This window comes from Deinococcus gobiensis I-0 (genome assembly GCF_000252445.1).
Taxonomy (GTDB): Bacteria; Deinococcota; Deinococci; order Deinococcales; family Deinococcaceae; genus Deinococcus; species Deinococcus gobiensis.
In genome coordinates, this window is the sequence record NC_017790.1 from 3,094,277 (window position 1) to 3,108,989 (window position 14,713).

At 71.1% G+C, this 14,713-nt stretch carries 12 protein-coding genes; 6 read left to right on the forward strand and 6 right to left on the reverse strand.

Annotated features, from left to right (window positions below):
• Positions 1 to 5 precede the first annotated feature (5 nt).
• A complete protein-coding gene (locus DGO_RS14840) occupies positions 6 to 590 on the forward strand; it encodes a GNAT family N-acetyltransferase (protein ID WP_043803943.1) in 585 nt (194 codons plus the stop codon).
• A 26-nt stretch (positions 591 to 616) separates the two neighbouring features.
• On the opposite strand, the gene galE is transcribed toward DGO_RS14840, so the two are convergent.
• Positions 617 to 1,609, reverse strand: a complete 993-nt coding sequence (gene galE, locus DGO_RS14845; RefSeq protein ID WP_014686327.1) for a UDP-glucose 4-epimerase GalE — start codon at positions 1,607 to 1,609, stop codon at positions 617 to 619.
• Positions 1,610 to 1,644: 35 nt separating this feature from the next.
• Positions 1,645 to 2,712, reverse strand: a complete 1,068-nt coding sequence (locus DGO_RS14850) for a substrate-binding domain-containing protein (RefSeq protein ID WP_043802727.1) — start codon at positions 2,710 to 2,712, stop codon at positions 1,645 to 1,647.
• 88 nt (positions 2,713 to 2,800) lie between these two features.
• On the opposite strand from DGO_RS14850, the gene DGO_RS14855 reads away from it, so the two are divergent.
• Positions 2,801 to 4,015: an MFS transporter gene (locus DGO_RS14855; RefSeq protein ID WP_043802731.1), complete on the forward strand. Its 1,215-nt coding sequence runs from the start codon at positions 2,801 to 2,803 to the stop codon at positions 4,013 to 4,015.
• A gap of 165 nt (positions 4,016 to 4,180) precedes the next feature.
• The gene (locus DGO_RS14860) at positions 4,181 to 5,989 is read left to right on the forward strand and encodes an alpha/beta hydrolase (RefSeq protein ID WP_145975352.1); all 1,809 of its coding nucleotides are present in this window, start codon (positions 4,181 to 4,183) and stop codon (positions 5,987 to 5,989) included.
• A 140-nt stretch (positions 5,990 to 6,129) separates the two neighbouring features.
• Here DGO_RS14860 and DGO_RS14865 read toward each other — a convergent pair whose 3' ends face one another.
• Entirely contained in the window at positions 6,130 to 7,620 is a 1,491-nt protein-coding gene (locus tag DGO_RS14865; RefSeq protein ID WP_043802736.1) for a SulP family inorganic anion transporter, read from the reverse strand.
• Between the two features lie 246 nt (positions 7,621 to 7,866).
• Between DGO_RS14865 and surE the strand changes: the two genes are divergently transcribed.
• Positions 7,867 to 8,640, forward strand: a complete 774-nt coding sequence (surE, locus tag DGO_RS14870; protein ID WP_043802739.1) for a 5'/3'-nucleotidase SurE — start codon at positions 7,867 to 7,869, stop codon at positions 8,638 to 8,640.
• An 18-nt stretch (positions 8,641 to 8,658) separates the two neighbouring features.
• On the opposite strand, the gene DGO_RS14875 is transcribed toward surE, so the two are convergent.
• Entirely contained in the window at positions 8,659 to 8,913 is a 255-nt protein-coding gene (locus DGO_RS14875; protein WP_145975353.1) for an antibiotic biosynthesis monooxygenase, read from the reverse strand.
• Entirely contained in the window at positions 8,900 to 9,778 is an 879-nt protein-coding gene (locus tag DGO_RS14880; protein WP_083847316.1) for a peptidoglycan DD-metalloendopeptidase family protein, read from the reverse strand. Before DGO_RS14880 ends, DGO_RS14875 begins: the two co-directional genes overlap by 14 nt.
• Positions 9,779 to 9,879: 101 nt before the next feature.
• Between DGO_RS14880 and truA the strand changes: the two genes are divergently transcribed.
• Positions 9,880 to 10,716 (forward strand): tRNA pseudouridine(38-40) synthase TruA, encoded by an 837-nt coding sequence (truA, locus tag DGO_RS14885; RefSeq protein ID WP_050920840.1) that lies wholly within the window; start codon positions 9,880 to 9,882, stop codon positions 10,714 to 10,716.
• Positions 10,709 to 11,929 (forward strand): metallophosphoesterase, encoded by a 1,221-nt coding sequence (locus DGO_RS14890; protein ID WP_014686336.1) that lies wholly within the window; start codon positions 10,709 to 10,711, stop codon positions 11,927 to 11,929. Before truA ends, DGO_RS14890 begins: the two co-directional genes overlap by 8 nt.
• Positions 11,930 to 12,007: 78 nt before the next feature.
• Here the strand turns inward: DGO_RS14890 and DGO_RS24755 are convergent, their stop codons facing one another.
• Positions 12,008 to 14,704: a S8 family serine peptidase gene (locus DGO_RS24755; protein ID WP_014686337.1), complete on the reverse strand. Its 2,697-nt coding sequence runs from the start codon at positions 14,702 to 14,704 to the stop codon at positions 12,008 to 12,010.
• Positions 14,705 to 14,713: the final 9 nt, after the last annotated feature.

A 14,713-nucleotide genomic window follows, 5' to 3' on the forward strand; every position in this document is an offset into this window, starting at 1 on the left:
AGGTCGTGCCCGCGACCGGAGCGGCTCTGGCCGCCGCGCTGCCCGACCTCGCGCGGCTGCGCGCAGAGGTCTTCCGGGCCTTTCCGTACCTGTACGAGGGCGACCCCGCCTACGAGGAACGCTACCTGCACACCTACCTCGCCGCGCCCGGCGCCTTCGTGGCCCTGGCGCTCGCGGAGGGGCAGGTCGTGGGGGCCAGCACGGCGCTGCCCCTGACCGGGGAAACGCCCGAAGTGCGCCGGCCCTTCGGGCAGAGCGCCGAGTTCCGGCCCGGCGAGGTGCTGTACCTGGGCGAGAGCGTGCTGCTGCCCGAATACCGGGGCCGGGGCGCGGGCCACCGGTTCTTCGACCTGCGCGAGGCGCACGCACGCGCCCTGGGGCTGCCGGTCACGGCGTTCTGCGCCGTGCAGCGCCCGCAGGACCACCCGGCCCGCCCCGCCGACTACCGGCCGCTCGACGCCTTCTGGCGCGCGCGCGGCTACGAAGAGCGCCCCGACCTCCAGACCACGATGAGCTGGCCGGATGTGGGCGAGGCGGGCGGCGAGGAGACGCCCAAGCCGATGCGCTTCTGGGTCAGGCGGGAGGGATAGCCCCGACCTCCCCTCGCCTGCCTGCCTTACTTCTTGAAGCCGTGCGGGTGGCCCTTGTGCCAGTTCCAGGCCGTCTGCACGATCTCCCCGAGGTCGGTGAACCTGGGCGAGAAGCCCAGGTCGGCCACGATGCGCGAGGCGTCGGCGACGAGGCGGGGCGGGTCGCCCGCGCGGCGGGGGGCGAGTTCGCGGTTCAGGGGCGTGCCGACCACGCGGTCCACGGCGTCGAGCACCTCGCGCACCGAGAAGCCGTGGCCCAGGCCCACGTTGTAGGTCGCGGCCACGTGCTGCCCGGCGTGCAGGGCCTCGACCGCCAGCACGTGCGCGTCGGCGAGGTCCTGCACGTGCACGTAGTCGCGGATGCAGGTGCCGTCGGGGGTGGGGTAGTCGTCGCCGAAGATCATCATCTTCTCGCGCTGCCCCAGCGCCGTCATGCACGCCAGTTCGATGAGGTGGGTCTGGCTGGGATGCGCCTCGCCGATGTCGCCCGCCGGCGAAGCCCCGCATACGTTGAAGTAGCGCAGCACCGTATAGGGCAGACCGTGCGCCACGTGAAAGGCGTGGATCATGCGCTCGGTCATGAGCTTGGTGTCGCCGTAGACGCTCTCGGGCTGCATCGCGGCGTCCTCGGGAATCGGCACGGCGTCGGTGGTGCCGTACACGGCCGCCGTCGAGGAGAACACGAGCGGGACCTTGCGCGTCTCGACGATGGCCTGCAGGAGGTTCAGGCTGCCCACCACGTTGTTGCGGTAGTAACGCCCCGGCGCGCGCATGCTCTCGCCCACCTCGATCAGCGCCGCGAAGTGGATCACGGCGTCGGGCTGGTGGGCGTTCAGGGCCGCCTTCACGGCCTCGGGGTCGAGCAGGTCCGCCCGCACGAGCGTCACGTCCCCCGGCAGGGCCTCGGCGTGCCCGCTGCTGAGGTTGTCCAGCACGACGACCTCATGCCCGGCCGCCCGCAGTTGCCGCACCGTATGAGACCCGATATATCCCGCTCCGCCCACCACCAGCAGTTTCATGGGGTCAGGGTAGCGCGCGGCAGGTCAGGGCCGCTTCAGTCTGCGCGCTCCGCCGTGCGCGCCGGTCCCGCGCTGCCGCGCACGCTCAGGCGGGTGGGCAGCGAAAGGTCGGCCGCCGCCTCGCCCGCCAGCAGGGCCAGCAGGGCGCGCCCCACCTCCTCGCCCTTGTCGGCGGTGGGCTGCCAGACGGTCGTGAGGTCCAGCGCGGCGCTGCCGGGCAGGTCGTCGTAGCCGACCACGCTCAGCTCGCCGGGCACGTTCAGGGTCAGTGCGGCGGCGGCGCGCAGGGCCCCCTGCGCCAGCACGTCGCTCATGCACAGCAGCGCCGTGATCTCGGGGTGGGCGCGCAGCAGCGCCGCCGCCTGGGCTTCGCCGCCCTCACGGGTATTCTGCTCGGTCTCGGCGAGGTACAGCTCGGCCCCCGGCGCGCCCAGCCGGTAGCCGCGCAGCCGCTCGGCAGTCGTGTGGTAGGCGAGCTGCGCCTCGCGGTCGGCATTCACCTCGCCCGAGCGGGGGTCCGGCCCGAGTTCCAGGCACAGCACCCCGATGTGCCGGTGCCCCAGCGCCTCCAGGTGGGCCGCCGCCGCCCGCGCGCCCCCTACGTCGTCGATGCCCACCCGCGCCGCGCGGGGCTGCGCCTGCTGGTCCACAAGCACCGTGGGCAGCCCGCGCTCCAGCACGGCGTCCAGCAGCTCGCTGCCCTCGGCGGCGCAGTACACCACGAAGCCGTCCACGCCCGCGCCGCGCACCGGCAGGGCGTCCTGCGCGCAGGCGAGCAGCAGCAGGTTCAGGGCGTCTTGCTGGATGACCTGCGCCAGGCTCCCCAGAAAGATGGCGGCGGCCGGATCGGCGAAGGCGTAGTCCAGAGGCGCGTCGTACACCACGCCGATCACGCCGCTGCGGCCCCGGCGCAGGCTGCGGGCCAGGGGATCGGGGCCGGCGTAGCCCAGTTCGCGCGCCACCTGCAATACACGCTCGCGCAACTCGGGCGAAAGCTGGTCGGGACGGTTGTAGGCGTTGCTGACGGTCGCCACCGACACGCCCAGGGTGCGGGCGAGGTCGCGCAGGGTCACGCGCCCGGCCGGCGACTTGGCAGGAGACATGGACGCATGTTAGCGTACCTCCTGAATATCTGAAACGATTAAGCCGGGGGAATCCTCCCCTTCCCCTCTCCTGCCGCGAGGTTCCGCCATGAGTCAGCCTGCCGCCCTGTCCCCTTCTTCCGCCGCGCGCGGAGCCGAACGTGCCCGGCTGGCCGTGAGCGCCGTCTTCCTGATCAACGGCGCACTGTTCGCGACCTGGGCGGTGAATATTCCCGGTGTGCGCGACGGCCTGGAACTGTCGCAGGCGCAGATCGGCGCGGCGCTGCTGGCCTTCGGGCTGGGCAGCCTGACCACCATGCCCTTCACGGGCGGCTGGACGGCGCGCTGGGGCAGCGACCGGGTGACGGCCGTGGCGGCCGTGCTGACCATGCTGGCGCTCGCCCTGCCCTTCTTCATGCCGTCACTGCTCACGCTGGCCCTGTCGCTCGCGCTACTGGGCGCGCTGAACGGCTGCCTGGACGTGGCGATGAACGCGCAGGGCGTGACGGTTGAGCAGCGGCTGGGCCGCCCGATCATCAGCCGCCTGCACGCCTATTTCAGCCTGGGCGGCGTGGTGGGGGCGCTGCTGGGCACGGCGCTGCTGGGGCGCGTGCCGATGCTCGCGCACGTGCTGGTCGTGGTGGCCCTGACCACCCTGACAGCGCTGCTGGTCGGCCGGGCGCTGCTGCCCGACGCGACCGGCCACGCGGCCCCCACCCCCGAGGAACAGGCCGGCAGCCCGGCGGCCACGTCTTCCGCACTGGGCACGGCCACGCTGCTGCTGGGCGGGCTGTGCGCGCTGGGGATGTTCGCGGAAGGGGCCAACTACGACTGGGCCGCGCTGTACTTCCGCGACGTGCTGGGCACGGCGAGTACCGGCTGGGTCAACAGCGGCTGGGGCTACGCGGCCTTCGTGGCGGCCATGACGCTGGGGCGCTGGTTCGGGGACCGCCTGCGCGCCCGGCTGGGCGAAGAACTCATCGTGCGCGGCGGCTCGCTCCTGACCGCCGCCGGCCTGGGCGCCGTGCTGCTTGCGCGCGACCCGCTGCTGGCGTCGCTGGGCTTCGCCGTCTCGGGCCTGGGCCTGAGCAACGTGGTGCCGGTGATGTACGGGGTCGCCGGCCACGCGCTGGCCGGGCGCGGCATCGCACGGGTCGCCACGCTGGGCTACGCCGGCTTTCTGCTGGGACCGCCCGTCATCGGCTTCGCGGCCGACCACTGGGGCCTGCGCGCCGCGCTGCTGCTGGCCCTGATCGGCGCGGCCCTGGTCGCCGCGCTGGGAGCCCCGACCTTCGATCTGCTGCGGCGCCTGCGCCGGGCCTAGCAGCAAAAGCGGCTCCGAACTTTCCATTCGGGAAGCCGGGGCAGGGCTCTGCCCTTCAAGGTGAAGGAGAACCCTAAAGACTGTCTGGGCGAAAAGATCCCCCTTCTCGCCCGGTGCTCATTTCTTCCCGCCCGGCCTGCGCGCCGGTGCTATGTTCCGGCCACCATGAACCGGACCCTCGCGACCCTGCCCCTGCTGAGCGGCCTGATGCTGCTCGGCGCCTGCTCGACGACGTCCACGCCGGACCCGCTGGCGACATACACCGGCCAGCAGCTCAACTGGACGAGCTGCGACCCCACCCTCGTTCCCTACAGACAGGTCATCAAAGCGGTCGGCTCGCGCATCGAGTGCGCCGACGTACAGGTGCCCCTCGACTGGAACAAGCCCGACCGGGGCACCATGAGCTTTTCGATGCTGCGCGTGAAGGCCGGCGACGCGGCCGCGCGCAAGGGCGCCATCTTCTTCAACCCCGGCGGCCCCGGCGGCGACGGCCTGCTCTTCGGGGCCATCTACGGCTACCTGTGGAACCAGGCCGACACCACCACCCCGGCGGGCAAGGCCCTCAAGGCCCTGGCCGACGGCTACGACCTCGTGGGCTTCTCGCCGCGCGGCACGGGCCAGAGCTCGCGCTACACCTGCGGCTCCAACGAGCTGGCCTCTCCCGAGCAGTATCCCTCCGAGGACCGCAGCCAGACGAACATCGACGCGATGCTGCGCAACGCCCGTCTGGTCGCCCAGAGCTGCCTGAAAAACCCCATCACGCCATACATCAACACCGACCAGACCGCGCGCGACCTGAACCTCGCCCGCCAGCTCATGGGCGACGCGAAGCTCAACTACGTCGGCTACTCCTACGGCACCTGGCTGGGCTCGTGGTACGCCCGGCGCTTCCCCGAGTCCACCGGCCGCCTGCTGCTCGACGGCAACACGGCCTTCGCCGGCACGTTCCAGGACTCGTTCAACCTGCAACCGCTGGGCTTCGAGCGCGCCTTCCGCGAGGTCGCCCTGGCCTACGCCGCCCGGCACGACGACGTCTTCGGCCTGGGCAAGACGGCCGCCGACGTGTACGCGGTCTACAACGCCTTCCCCGGCGCGCTGAAGTTCACCCTCCAGCAGTACAGCAGCTCGAACATCATCCAGAACCTGTACTCCAACCAGAGCATTCCCAACATCTCGCTGCAACTGGTGGCCGCGCGCGGCTTCGCGGCCGTGATCAAGGCCAACCCCGAGGTCAAGGACAACGCCTCGCTGGCCGAACTCGTGGCCAAGCAGACCTACTCCGGGGTGCCCAAGCTGAACGCCGCCGCCCAGCAAGAAGCCCTGACGATGGTCGACACCTACCTGGCGATCGTCAACGGGCTGACCGGCCCGGTCGAGCTGAGCTACGGTAGCGCCGTGTTCAACGCCATCCTGAACAACGACACCGCCTGGGAGAAGGACCCCCAGAAGTGGGTCGAGTTCGGCAACCAGGAAGCCAAGTCGCACCCGCTGATCGGCGGGAGCTACACCGAAACCAGCGCGATCTACTGGCCGGCCCCCAGCGCGAGCCGCCCCGACGTGCCCGCCAACCTGCCGCCCATCCTGATGCTGCAAAACGAGTACGACCCCGCGACCCCGGCCGAGGGCGCCCTGGCGGCTCTGAAGGCCTTCCCCTCGGCCAAGATGCTGTTCGTGGACGACGAGGCGCAGCACACCGCCTTCCCTTACGGCACGGACTGCGTGGACCTTCAGGTCGCCCAGTACTTCCTGAACGGGACCATGCCGGCGCAGAAGTTCAACGTCTGCGGGGCGCTGCCGCTGCCCGGCGAGGAGCAGGTCTACCCCGTCGGCAAGACCTACGCGGGCACGGACAACCTGAGCGCACAGGGCCTGCACCGGGCGGCCCTGGGGGCCACGCCCGAGACGAAGGCGGAGCTTCAGCTCCTCAAGGACATCATCAAGCGCAACGGCCTCAAGGCCAACTCGCTGCGCTGAGCGTCGCCGCCGCGGCGTGAGGGAGAGCCGCGCAGGGCTTCGCCCACTCGCCGGACCCACGACGCCACCGGCCCCCAGGCATGTCCCTGGGGCCGGTGGCGTCGTGGGATGCAGGAGGGGCCCTCCCGGGCCTGGGCAGGTTAGTGACCGCCCGCCGGACCGCCCGCCGTCAGGCGGTCGAGCAGCGTCTCGGACGCCGCGTTCAGGCCGACGAGCTCCACCGGCAGACCGCGCGCAGCGAAACGCGAACGTACCTTGTCGAGCGCCGCGACCGCCGAGCCGTCCCACAGGTGCGCGCCGGTCAGGTCGATGACCACGCGCGTGACGGGCCGGTCGAGATCGAAGCCGTGCACGAAATCGTGCGTGCTGACGAAGAACAGCTGGCCGCTGACGTGGTAGGTGCGGGTGCCGTCCGGCGCGTCCTCGTGCGACACGCGCGAGAGCCGCGAGACCTGACGCGCGAACAGCAGGGCACTGAGCACCACGCCCACCAGCACGCCCTTGGAGAGGTCGTGGGTGGCGACGGTGACGGCCACGGTGGAGAGCATGACGAGCGTCTCGCCGCGCGGGTACCTCGCCAGGGTACGCAGGCTGCCCCAGTCGAAGGTACCGATGCTGACCATGATCATCACGGCGACGAGCGCCGCCATCGGAATCTGCACGAGCAGGGGCTGCATGACCAGGATCAGCAGCAGCAGGAACACCCCGGCCACGAAGGTCGAGAGCCGCCCGCGCCCGCCGCTGCCCACGTTGATCATGCTCTGGCCGATCATGGCGCAGCCCGCCATGCCGCCGAACAGGCCCGTGATGACGTTGGCGATGCCCTGACCGCGCGACTCGGTGTTCTTGTCGCTGGTGGTGTCGGTGCGCTCGTCGACCAGCTGCGCCGTGAGCAGGCTTTCGAGCAGGCCGACCAGCGAAAGGGTCAGCGCGACCGGAAAGACGATGCCCAGCGTCTCCAGCGTCAGGGGCACCTGCGGCAAGCTCAGGAGCGGCAGGGCGGTGGGCAGGCGGCCCATGTCGCCCACCGTGCGAACGTCGGCGTGGGCGAAATACGCGATCAGCGAGACGACCACGATAGCGACCAGCGGGCTGGGCACCGCCCGGAACACGCGCGGCAGCAGGTAGATGATCGCCAGGGCCAGCGCCAGCAGCGCGTACATCTGCCAGCCCTCGCCCGCGAACTGCGGCAGCTGCGCCAGGAAGATGAGGATGGCGAGCGCGTTGACGAACCCCGTCATGACCGGGCGCGGCACGAACTTGAGGTAGCGCGCCAGCCCCGCCCAGCCGAAGGCGAGTTGCAGGACGCCTGTGAGGATGGTCGCCGCGAAGAGGTACTGGAGGCCGTGGTCGCGCACCAGCCCGGTCATGACCAGGGCCATCGCGCCGGTGGCCGCGCTGATCATGGCGGGGCGGCCACCCACGAAGGCGATGACGATGGCGATGATGAACGAGGCGTAGAGGCCGACCTGCGGGTCCACCCCCGCGATGATGGAAAAGGCGATGGCCTCCGGGATCAGGGCCAGCGCGACCAGAATGCCCGACAGCACGTCGCCGCGCGGATTGCGCAGCCACTCGGCCACATAGGCCTGGAAGGCGGAGCGGGGCGGGGAAAGGGCCGGAATGGACATGGGGTGCACCTCGTCTGTGAAGTGCCGTGACAACCGGGGCGGGGGCAGACCGGCCCCCACAGCGGCGGCCCGTCCTTGCCCTCTCGTCTCTCGGTTATCGTCAGGGGCGTCTCTCGGCAGCCCGGGGGCTGGGGACGCCGCACCTGCGGCCCGGCGAGTATGGCGCGGCGGCGGCGGGCAGGGCAAGAGACGCAGGGCACGGTTGTCCTGGCCCCCCCGCCTGCCCGCCCCCGCTACCCTCTGTCCATGACCGCCAAGCGCCCCGCCATCCTCGTCGTCAACGACGACGGCATCTTCTCGCCCGGCATCCGCGCCCTGGGCCTCGCGCTGGCCGAGGTGGCCGACGTGGTGGTCGTGGCCCCCGACGTCGAGCAGTCGGCGGTGGGCCACGGCATCACCATCCGGCGGCCCCTGCGCTTCAAGCACACGGCGGCCGCCGGCTTCGGGGACCTGCCCGCCTACCGGGTGGACGGCACCCCGGCCGACTGCGTGGTGCTGGGCGTGCACCTGCTGGGGCAGCCGGATTTGGTGGTCAGCGGCATCAACCTGGGCCTGAACCTGGGCGACGACCTGACGCACTCGGGCACGGTGGCCGCCGCCATCGAGGGCCTGGCGATGGGCGTGCCCGCCCTGGCCCTGAGCCAGCAGGGCAGCCCCGGCGGCGAGTACGCCTTCGGGGCGTCGGCGGCCTACGCGGCGCGGCTGGCCCGGCGGGTATTGCAGGAGGGCCTGCCCCCGCGCGTGCTGCTCAACGTCAACTTTCCGCATGGGGAGGCGGCGGGCGTGCGCGTGACCCGGCTGGGCGAGCACCACTGGAAAGACAGCCTCCTGACCCGCCAGGACCCCGAGGGCCGTGATTACCACTGGGTCGCCGGGGTCAGCACCGCGCCCGACGCCGCCGACCTGGACACCGATTACGGCGCCGTCCACGCAGGGTTCGTCAGCGTGACCCCGGTGCGGCTCGACCTCACCGCCCGCGACCTGCTGGGCGAGGTGGCCGGCTACGTGCCGGAGGTCTGAGCGGCCGGGGCCAGCCCCTCAGCGCGCCGCGAAGACCTCGAAGGTCCAGGCCCGCGCGCCCTCCGGCAACGGCAGCGCGGGCGGCCCGGCGGCCCAGCGGCTCGCCACCAGGGCGAGGTCCGGCTGCGCGGGACTCAGGAGCAGTTCGGCGCCCAGAAAGCCCGGCTGGGCGCTCAGGGTGCCGAGAAAGGCGTGCAGGCGGTCGCGCGCCTCCCCGCCCCGGGCCTCCACGTACCAGACCTGGGCAGCCCCCCCGCCCTCAGTCGAGGCCACGGTACAGGGCCATCGGGTCTTTGGGGTTCCAGCGCAGATAGGTACCGTAGTGCAGGTGCGCGCCGGTACTGCGCCCGGTGCTGCCGACCCGGCCGACCGTCTGCCCCGCCCGGACGAGCTGCCCGGCCTTGACCAGATTGACGCTCAGGTGCGCGTACCGGGTGATCCAGCCGTCGGGATGCTCCAGCACGACCGTCCAGCCCCAGCCGCGCTCGGCGTCGTTGCGCGATTCGAGCACCCGGCCCGAGCGCGCCGCCAGGACAGGCGTGCCGGTGGGCGCGGCGATATCCAGGCCGTAGTGCATCTCCTGATCGCCTTCGAGGGTGCGCTCGCCGTAGCCGCTGGTCACGCGGTGGTAGCCCTCGACCGGCCACACCCAGCGGCCCTCGTTCACGATCTGGCGGCCCGTCGAGGCGGTGCGCAGCGTGGCGCGCGGGGTCGGGGCGCGGCGGACGGCGACGGCCGGGGCAGCGGCCGTGCCCAGCCGCGCGGCGACCACCCGGCCCGGAATGGTCACGGCGGTCCCGACCTGCACGGGTCGCCCGGCCTTCAGTTTCGGGTTGGCGCGCAGCAGCTCGCTCAGGCTCAGGCCGTGGCGACGGGCCACCACGGTCAGGTTCTCGCCGGAGCGCACGTGATAGCGCGCGGCGGCCAACCGGCGGTTGGGAATCTTGATGACCCGGCCGGCCTGCACCACGTCGCGGCGCAGCTGCGGATTGGCGGCCCGCAGCTGCGCCAGCCCCACTCCCGCACGCGCGGCGATGCCGGTCAGGGTGTCGCCGGAGCGGACCCGGTAGGAGGTGGCCGCCTGCGCGGGCACACTCAGCGCCAGCAGCAGCAGCACAGACAGAAACCTGGATGGCATGGACATTGAGCATACGCTCACGTTGTCTTCAGGAGATGTGAGCGCAGGGGCGCGCGCGGCGCCCGCTGCCGCCGGGGCAGCAAATGCTCTAGCCTGGGCCGGTGCCCGACGCCGACCTCGTTCCCGTTCCGGCCGGGTCAGGCCCGCGCCTGTACGCTCCGCCGGAGGGCTTCACACGCCTGCGCCTGAGCGCCGAGTGGGACGGCCGTGACTACGCCGGCTGGCAGGCCCAGCTCAACGCCCCGAGCGTGCAGGACACCCTGCACTCGGCGCTGCTGGTCCTGGGCGGTCAGGGGGCCGCGCGGCCCGTCGCCGCCGGACGCACCGACGCGGGCGTCCATGCCGAGGCGATGCCGCTGCACTGGGACGTGCCGCAGGACTGGCGGCTGCCCCCCGCTCGCCTGGCCCGCGCCCTGAATGCCCGCCTGCCCGCCAGCATCTCGGTGCGGGAGGCGGGCGTGGCCGCTCCCGGCTTCCACGCGCGCTTTTCCTGCACGGCGCGGCGCTACGTGTACCGCCTGTGGACCGGGCCGCAGCGCAGCGCCCTGTGGCATGGCCGCGCGCTGCACGTGCCGGAGCCGCTGGACGCCGAGGCCATGAACCGCGCCGCCACCGCGCTGCTGGGCCGCCACGACTTCGCCGCCTTCGCCACCCGCGAGGACCGCCAGACCGTGCGGGACCTGCACGTCCTGACGGTCGTCCCCGGTCCGGGCGGACTCTGGGACATCCATGTGGAGGCCGAGAGCTTCCTGCGCCACATGGTGCGCGGTCTGGTGGGCACCCTGCTGCTGGTGGGCCAGGGCCGCCTGCCGGAGACCGAGGTGGCGGCCATCCTGGAAGGCCGCGTGCGGGCCGCCGCCGGGGCCAACGCCGCGCCCTCCGGCCTGTATTTCGCCGGGGCCAGCTATCCGCCCGAACTGCTGGGGCCGGATGCCTGAGCTGGCGATTCCGGACCCCTGCCTCGTCGTCCTGATCGGGGCGGCGGGAGCCGGCAAGGGCCGCTTCGCCGCGCGGCATTTCGCGCCGGCCGAGGTCGTCTCCCGCGCGGCGTTCGGGGACGACGGGGCTTTTCTGGCCGCCCTGCGCGGACGCCTGTCCGGGGGGCGGCTCACCGTGGCCGACACCGACGCCACGCGCCCGGCCCTGCGCGCGCCCCTGGTGGCCCTGGCCCGCGAGTACGACCTCGGGGCCGCCGCCCTCGTGCTCGACCTGCCGCGCCCGCTGCTGGAGGACCGCGGGGCCGATCCCGCGGCCCTGATCGCGCAGGTCGCCGATCTGCGCCGCACCCTGCCGGGTCTCGCGGCCGAGCGCTTCGGGACGGTGCACCTGCTGCGCTCGCCGGAGGAGAGGGAGGCGGCGACGCTGCGGCGCGTCCCCCTGCCACCCGACCGCCGCGAGCTGCGCGGCCCCTTCGACTTCATCGGGGACGTGCACGGCTGCCTGCCTGAACTGCGTGACCTGCTGGAACAGCTGGGCTACCACGAAAATGAGGTGGGGACCTGGACCCCGCCGCTCGGCCGCACCGCCGTCTTTCTGGGTGACTTGAGCGACCGTGGCCCCGACAGCGCGGGCACGCTGCGGCTGGTGATGGCGATGGTGCGGGCCGGCGCGGCCCTGTGCGTGCGCGGCAACCACGACGAGAAACTGGCCCGCGCGCTGGAGGGCCGCAAGGTCAGTCCGGCGCACGGCCTGGGCGACACGCTAGCCCAGTTGGACGCGGCCGAACAGGACAGCGGTGGCCCTGGCCTGCGCGCCGAAGTGCGGGCCTTTCTGGAGGCGCTGCCCGCCCACCTCGTGCTGGATGAGGGCCGGGTGGTGGCCGCGCACGCCGGCCTGCCCGAGCGGTATCAGGGCCGCGACTCCTCCCGCGCGCGCAGATTCGCGCTGTACGGCGACGTGGACGGCCAGACCGACGACTGCGGCCTGCCGGTACGCGGCGACTGGGCCGCCAGCTACGGCGGCGCGGCGCTGGTGGTCTACGGCCATACTCCACACACCGCCCCGCGCTGGCTGGGCCGCACGCTGAACCTCGACACCGGCTGCGCCTTCGGCGGTCGCCTGAGCGCCCTGCGTTACCCGGAGCTGGAGGTGCGGAGCGTCCCCGCACGGGCCAGGTACGCCGAACCGGCCCGCCCACTCCCGGAGCCGTAGAGCCTCTGACCCTGGAGCAGCGCCAGACCGCAGACGGCCCCCTGCCACAGGAGCAGGGGGCCGCATCTCAGGTGAACTTCAGCGTTTGACGGTGAAGGTCTGGCTGGTGTAGGTCTCGGTGTCGGCGGGGTTGCTCGCGTCGCCCAGTGCCTTCAGGACGCGCACGCGCAGCTTGTACGAGCCGTTGGCGGCGTTGGTGCCGTTGGCGAGCTTGCCGTCCCAGGGATACTCGTTGTAGATGTCGCAGGTGTCCGATTTCTGGGCTGCGTTGTTGGTGCAGTTGCGGCCCAGGTATTCCTGGGTGGCGAGGGTCTCGATCAGGGTGCCGTTGGCGTCGAGCAGATCGACGTCGAGGCGGCGGGCCTGGTGCGAAAGCTGTACGAGAACCGACGGACGGTCGGTGGACAGCACGGTCGGCTTGGCAGGATCGGCCGCGTAACTCGCAAAGGTGAACTCGGGGGGCGTGGTGACCGTAGCGTTTTCCGCGTAGAAGACGTCGTTGCGCTTGCTGTACAACGCCGGGAAGTCGTAGGTCTGACCGTCAACGATCTCGTTGCCCAGGACCTGGATGCTCTGGTAGTCGCCCTTGAAACCACTGTAGGGCACCACCAGACTGGGGCCGGTCTTACTGCCCAGCGACAGCATACCGCCGTACTGCGCCTTGTCGGCCGCCGCTGCGGGCGGCGTGACCACCACGTTCAGTTCCACTTCGCTGAAGGGAGGCACGATCACTTCGGTGCCGGCCGTATCCACATTCTGGCCGTTGACAGTCATGCTGGCGTAGGCCGTGGACGCGGCGGGGGCCAGGGTCGTGCCGCCGATGGTCTGTGCCGGAACGTTCCGGGCCATGTAGACCTGACGGGTCGCGCCCGTGTTCTTCAGCACCACGACCTTGTTGCGGGTGGCGAAGGTGGCGCTCTCACCCAGGCTGAGCTTGTTGGGGCTGACCTTCACCGGGTTGCCGTAGGACGCGACGATATCGAGCATGCCCGCGCCCTGACGCTGGACGTAATCGGGGAAGTTCGTGATCGTCGCGCCGTTGCGGTAAAACCGCAGCGTTGCCGTATTCATCAGCAGGCCGCGCATGTCCTTGGCCTGGGTGTTGGGGTAAGCCTGGAGCATCAGGGCAGCCGCGCCCGCCACGTGGGGCGAGGCCATGCTGGTGCCGCTCAGGACCGCGTAACCGGTCTGGTCGCCGACGCTCAGCGGATAGGTGCTGATGATGCTGCCCCCGGGTGCCGCGAGGTCCGGTTTCTGTTCCAGCTCGGCTGAGGCGCCGTAGGACGTGAAGTCGCTGAGGGTGTTGCCGGTCGGGTTGCTGATGGCGGTCTTGCCCCCGTCGAAAGTCACAGAGACACCACCGGCGATCAGGCCACTGATCTTGGCTCCGTCCATATCCGACACGAACACGACCGGGATGGTGACAGCGGGTGTCCCAGTAACCGTAGGACTGAGATAGCCGGTCGCGTTGTTGTACAGGATGACAGCCGCCGCACCGGCCTTTTGGGCATTGCTGGCCTTTTCGTAGAAGGAGCAGGTGCCGCGGCGGATCAGGACCGCCTTGCCAGTCAGGCTGTTAGCTTCGAAGCCGCCCGAAGCCGTGCATCCGTCGTTGGTGGTCGCGGGCGTGCTGCTGGCCTTTTTGGTGATGGTCAGGTTGGCACCGATTTTGGCGGTCGGTGAGCCGCTGCCCTCGTAGTAGGCCACCTTGCTGCCGTCGGACAGCGCGAAGCTCTGAAGCTCAATCTTGCTGTTGTCTACCGAGGCGACCGAGATCACGTTGTCACCCATCGTGACACCGCCCATGCTGTACGAGCCGTTGCGGCCGCTGTTGCCTGCCGAGGCCACCACGACCATGCCCTTCTTGACCATGCGGCTGCCCACGATGGCCGAGGGCGTCTCGGCCCAGTTCTCAAAGGCCGAGCCGATACTCAGGTTCACGACCTGCATGCCGTCGCTGTAGGCCCGCTCCAGCGCCGCGACCATAACGTCTTCCTGCGTGTAGCCGCTGCACCCGAAGACGCGGTAAGCCCCAAAGCTCACATCGGGCGCGACACCTTTGAAGCCTCTGAACGTGGACGTAGCCGCCACGTTACCGCCCACGATCCCGGCGACGTGGGTCCCGTGACCCGCGCAGTCGTCCTGGGTCGGGCCGGGAACAGGGGTATTCGCCCCGGTATAGGCGTTGCCCACAAAGTCGTACTGCGACACGATGCGGCCGGCGAAGGCCGGATGGTCCACATCAATGCCAGTGTCGATGACGCCGACCTTCACGCCCTTACCGGTCAACCCCAGTTCATTCTGGGCGACATCTGCGCCGGTCATGCTGCGGGCATAGTACATGTCGGGCATCTCGGCGGCCTGCGACATGGGCACCGTCTCGGTGACAGGCATAGGAATCTTGTGGACGGGGTAGACGCTCTTGACGCCCGGCAGTTCCGAGATCCGGCCGATCTCCGCCTCGTCCGCCTCGACGGAGAAGCCGTTGAACAGCGTCCGGTAACTCATGACTTCCTGGTACGTGATGCCGCGCTGCGCAGCCAGCGTGCGGAAGCTGGCCTGCTGGCTGCCGATGCTCTGGGCACTGATCGCCGTGGGGTCGCCCTCGAGTTCCACGAACCACTTGCCGGTCATGGCAGTGGCCTTGAGTGCGCTGGCATTGACACCGCCCGCGACCACGCCGCTGGGCGTGCCGGTGCTGGGCGCGCCGCTGCCGCAGGCTCCCAGGACCAGGGCCAGGCTGAGCAGCGAAACGGTTTTCAGGGTGTTCTTCATGCTCGTATC